The following is a 3,960-nucleotide window of genomic DNA, read 5'->3' on the forward strand; positions in this document are numbered from 1 at the left end:
GACTTACGTAGCAACTCGTTTCTTTTCGCAGGTTGAGCCACCTCCGCGCTTCATCAGAAAACTGAAGGAACCTCCATTGAATCGAACTAATATTTTTTTTGGTGAATCGCATTCTGACTGGTTGCCTGTCAGAGGCGGAGAATCTGGTGATTTTGTTTTTCGACGTGGTGACGGGCATGCCTTCGCGAAAATCGCACCTGCTTCCCGCCGCGGTGAGCTCGCTGGAGAGCGTGACCGCCTCATTTGGCTCAAAGGTCGAGGTGTGGCTTGCCCCGAGGTGATCAACTGGCAGGAGGAACAGGAGGGTGCATGCTTGGTGATAACGGCAATTCCGGGAGTACCGGCGGCTGATCTGTCTGGAGCGGATTTGCTCAAAGCGTGGCCGTCAATGGGGCAGCAACTTGGCGCTGTTCACAGCCTATCGGTTGATCAATGTCCGTTTGAGCGCAGGCTGTCGCGAATGTTCGGACGCGCCGTTGATGTGGTGTCCCGCAATGCCGTCAATCCCGACTTCTTACCGGACGAGGACAAGAGTACGCCGCAGCTCGATCTTTTGGCTCGTGTCGAACGAGAGCTACCGGTGCGGCTCGACCAAGAGCGCACCGATATGGTTGTTTGCCATGGTGATCCCTGCATGCCGAACTTCATGGTGGACCCTAAAACTCTTCAATGCACGGGTCTGATCGACCTTGGGCGGCTCGGAACAGCAGATCGCTATGCCGATTTGGCACTCATGATTGCTAACGCCGAAGAGAACTGGGCAGCGCCAGATGAAGCAGAGCGCGCCTTCGCTGTCCTATTCAATGTATTGGGGATCGAAGCCCCCGACCGCGAACGCCTTGCCTTCTATCTGCGATTGGACCCTCTGACTTGGGGTTGATGTTCATGCCGCCTGTTTTTCCTGCTCATTGGCACGTTTCGCAACCTGTTCTCATTGCGGACACCTTTTCCAGCCTCGTTTGGAAAGTTTCATTGCCAGACGGGACTCCTGCAATCGTCAAGGGATTGAAACCTATAGAAGACATTGCTGATGAACTGCGCGGGGCCGACTATCTGGTATGGCGCAATGGGAGGGGAGCAGTCCGGTTGCTCGGTCGTGAGAACAATCTGATGTTGCTCGAATATGCCGGGGAGCGAATGCTCTCTCACATCGTTGCCGAGCACGGCGACTACCAGGCGACCGAAATTGCAGCGGAACTAATGGCGAAGCTGTATGCCGCATCTGAGGAACCCCTGCCTTCTGCCCTTCTCCCGATCCGGGATCGCTTTGCAGCTTTGTTTCAGCGGGCGCGCGATGATCAAAACGCAGGTTGTCAAACTGACTACGTCCACGCGGCGATTATAGCCGATCAAATGATGAGCAATGCCTCGGAACTGCGTGGGCTACATGGCGATCTGCATCATGAAAACATCATGTTCTCCAGTCGCGGCTGGCTGGTGATAGATCCCGTCGGTCTGGTCGGTGAAGTGGGCTTTGGCGCCGCCAATATGTTCTACGATCCGGCTGACAGAGACGACCTTTGTCTCGATCCTAGACGCATTGCACAGATGGCGGACGCATTCTCTCGTGCGCTGGACGTCGATCCGCGTCGCCTGCTCGACCAGGCGTACGCTTATGGGTGCCTTTCCGCAGCTTGGAACGCGGATGGAGAAGAGGAGCAACGCGATCTAGCTATCGCGGCCGCGATCAAGCAGGTGCGACAGACGTCATACTAGATATCAAGCGACTTCTCCTATCCCCTGGGAACACATCAATCTTACCGGAGAATATCGTTGGCCAAAGCCTTAGCGTAGGATTTCGCCCTCTCCCGCAAACGACCCCTTCTTGGGGTTTATCACGGGCCGGCATCCGTCAGCCCAGCGTCGGTCCTTTGTAGGTTTTCTGCGGCTGGCGCTCCAGCTCCAGTGTTTTCTGATACTCATTCTCCCCCTGCCGGAACTCGGTGGCATTCAGTTCCCGGACAAGCGGCGCAGCTGCTCGCTTAAACTCAGCACCTGCGTGCTCAAGTCCGACACGCGCTCGTTCAGCACCGCGTTCTCCCGTTGCATAAGCCCAGACATCTTCTGCCATTCCGCGAAGGCGCTCTCCCATTCGTCCAGCCTTTGCGAGTAGTCCTGATGTAGCTGCTCTAATGCGGTCAGCAACTGCTTTTCCAGCTCTGTCATTTTCCGCTACTCCTGTTTCAGGCGGATCCAGGTCGTCCCGTCGTAGGGGATGGCTTCGGCTTGCATCCCCGGCGGCAGGATAAGGAACCTCCGGCCGTCGCTGCTCTCCTGATAGCGCACTCCCCACGTCCGGGCAGTCATTTTCGCCAGGGTATCTTCCTGCTGACGAAGATGTGTGTAATTGTCGGTTATCTGCTGCCCCTGCCACCACAGAATGCTCCCGCTCGTGGCGATCAGCAGCGCTGACACCATCAGGATGGTGAGCCATGCCCTCCCGGCTGTCAGCAGCACGCTCCGCCGGTTTTTCTCCATCGCCTCGCTCATACTCTGTTCGTGGGCGCTGATGGCGTCGCTGATTCTCCTCGCGCTTGCGCTCAGTTCCGCTCTGACAGACTGCTCGTGCTCGCTGAATGCGGCTTTCAGCATCTCGCCGGTACTCTGCTGCTGCGCTTTCGATTTCTGCTCCAAGTCCTTCGCCAGCGTTAAAAGACTGCTCATAGATGGCTCCCTTCAGTCGGATGTTTCGCCCCCCGTCCGGGTCGGCAATGCTGATGCTGCTTTTCGTGCTGCGCACCACCTCAAAACCTGCGCTTTCCAGCGCCTCAGTGACGTCCTGACGGGTTTTCAGCTCCCCGGATGAGGCAAGGGCAAGCAGGCCGCGCGTAATCGCCTGGGCAGCTTCCTGCTTCGCTTCCGGCAGCGCGGACGGCGTGACCAGCGCCCGCCGGTTTTCCGGCGCGTTCGGGTCGTGCAGCCCCAGCCGGCCGTTGACCACCGTCTGCCAGGCATCGATGCGCGGCCGGTCGGCGCGGTCGTAGTACGGCTGGAGCCGCCTGCCGGTCAGCAGCTCGGTATTGGGGATCAGAAAGTTCAGCTCCAGACGCCCCTTGTCCGCGTGCTCCACCCACAGAATGCTGTACTGATCTTTATCGAGGCCGGGCATCAGAACACGCTCGAAGCTGGCCATCAGTTTTTCCCGCTGGCCGGGAGGCAGATCTGCCTCCGCAAACGACAGTACGCCGGAGGTGTATTTCTTCACGTAAGGCGACACATCAATCAGCTCCCGGACTTCTTCCGGCTTGCCCTGCAGGACGGTGGCGCCTTCACGCTGCCGGTCTTTACCCAGCAAATAGTCCACCGGCCCGGCGCCACCGCCGCGACCGCGCGGATGAAATTTAATGATCATCGTCCGTTCCTTTCTCAAGAACGGCGTGCCGCAGCTGCTCAAGGCCGGCATCGATTGCCATCAGCGCCGCCACAATCTGCACCCTGTCATGGCCGGTACCGCCGCCGGCGTTAACGCGGCGGGCTATCTGGTTCAGGTTGTTGCCCATGCCGGCAAGCTGGCGCAGCAGCGCCGGCGAGATCGAGGGTAGCTTTCCGGTACGCGCAGGCTTTTCATCAAGACAGGTCTGCCGCATCCACGCCGCCAGCTGCCTGCCGTCACAGCGTTCGAGCAGCCGCCGGTGCTCGTCCTCCGTCACCCACATGGTGAGCATCTTGTTCCGTTTCTCTGACAAACCGGTCTCCTGATAACGCCGGGACGGGCGGGAAAGCCTTTCCCGGTCGGCGCGGGGTTGGACAAGCCGCAGGCGCGTCAGGCTTTTGGCGGGTTTCGGGGCGCAGCCCTGAACCAGTCACGTAGCGCTAGCGGAGTGTATACTGGCTTACTATGGTGGCACGACGGGAATCGGGATGAAATAGTCAGTCATAAAAACTGTGAGATGAGGCTCAGGTGCGTAAGGGGCTGATGCCTGTCCCGGTGGATATTCCGCTTCCTCGCTCACTGACTCG

The 3,960-nt window shown here is 58.7% G+C and carries 4 protein-coding genes; 2 read left to right on the top strand and 2 right to left on the bottom strand.

Annotated features, from left to right (window positions below; all coding sequences use genetic code 11):
• Positions 1–76 precede the first annotated feature (76 nt).
• Complete coding sequence (gene aph(3'')-Ib / locus ACWGR4_RS48115; protein ID WP_001082319.1) at positions 77–880, top strand: aminoglycoside O-phosphotransferase APH(3'')-Ib; 804 nt, start codon at positions 77–79, stop codon at positions 878–880.
• Positions 880–1,716 (top strand): aminoglycoside O-phosphotransferase APH(6)-Id, encoded by an 837-nt coding sequence (locus tag ACWGR4_RS48120; protein WP_000480968.1) that lies wholly within the window; start codon positions 880–882, stop codon positions 1,714–1,716. Before aph(3'')-Ib ends, ACWGR4_RS48120 begins: the two co-directional genes overlap by 1 nt.
• 136 nt (positions 1,717–1,852) lie before the next feature.
• Here ACWGR4_RS48120 and mbeA read toward each other — a convergent pair whose 3' ends face one another.
• Both mbeA and ACWGR4_RS48130 read right to left on the bottom strand, forming a co-directional pair.
• On the bottom strand, positions 1,853–3,352 hold the full coding sequence (gene mbeA / locus ACWGR4_RS48125; protein WP_046695791.1) for a plasmid mobilization relaxase MbeA: 1,500 nt from the start codon (positions 3,350–3,352) through the stop codon (positions 1,853–1,855).
• A complete protein-coding gene (locus ACWGR4_RS48130) occupies positions 3,342–3,686 on the bottom strand; it encodes a MobC family plasmid mobilization relaxosome protein (RefSeq protein WP_044704870.1) in 345 nt (114 codons plus the stop codon). The genes mbeA and ACWGR4_RS48130 overlap by 11 nt, the downstream gene beginning before the upstream one ends.
• Positions 3,687–3,960 lie beyond the last annotated feature (274 nt).

The sequence above is a fragment of the Embleya sp. NPDC055664 genome (genome assembly GCF_053618075.1).

Excerpts from the sequence above, each read along its gene's own strand:
- ACWGR4_RS48120 (WP_000480968.1), top strand. The coding sequence starts at position 880 with ATGTTCATGCCGCCTGTTTTTCCTGCTCATTGGCACGTTTCGCAACCT.
- mbeA (WP_046695791.1), bottom strand. The coding sequence starts at position 3,352 with ATGATCATTAAATTTCATCCGCGCGGTCGCGGCGGTGGCGCCGGGCCG.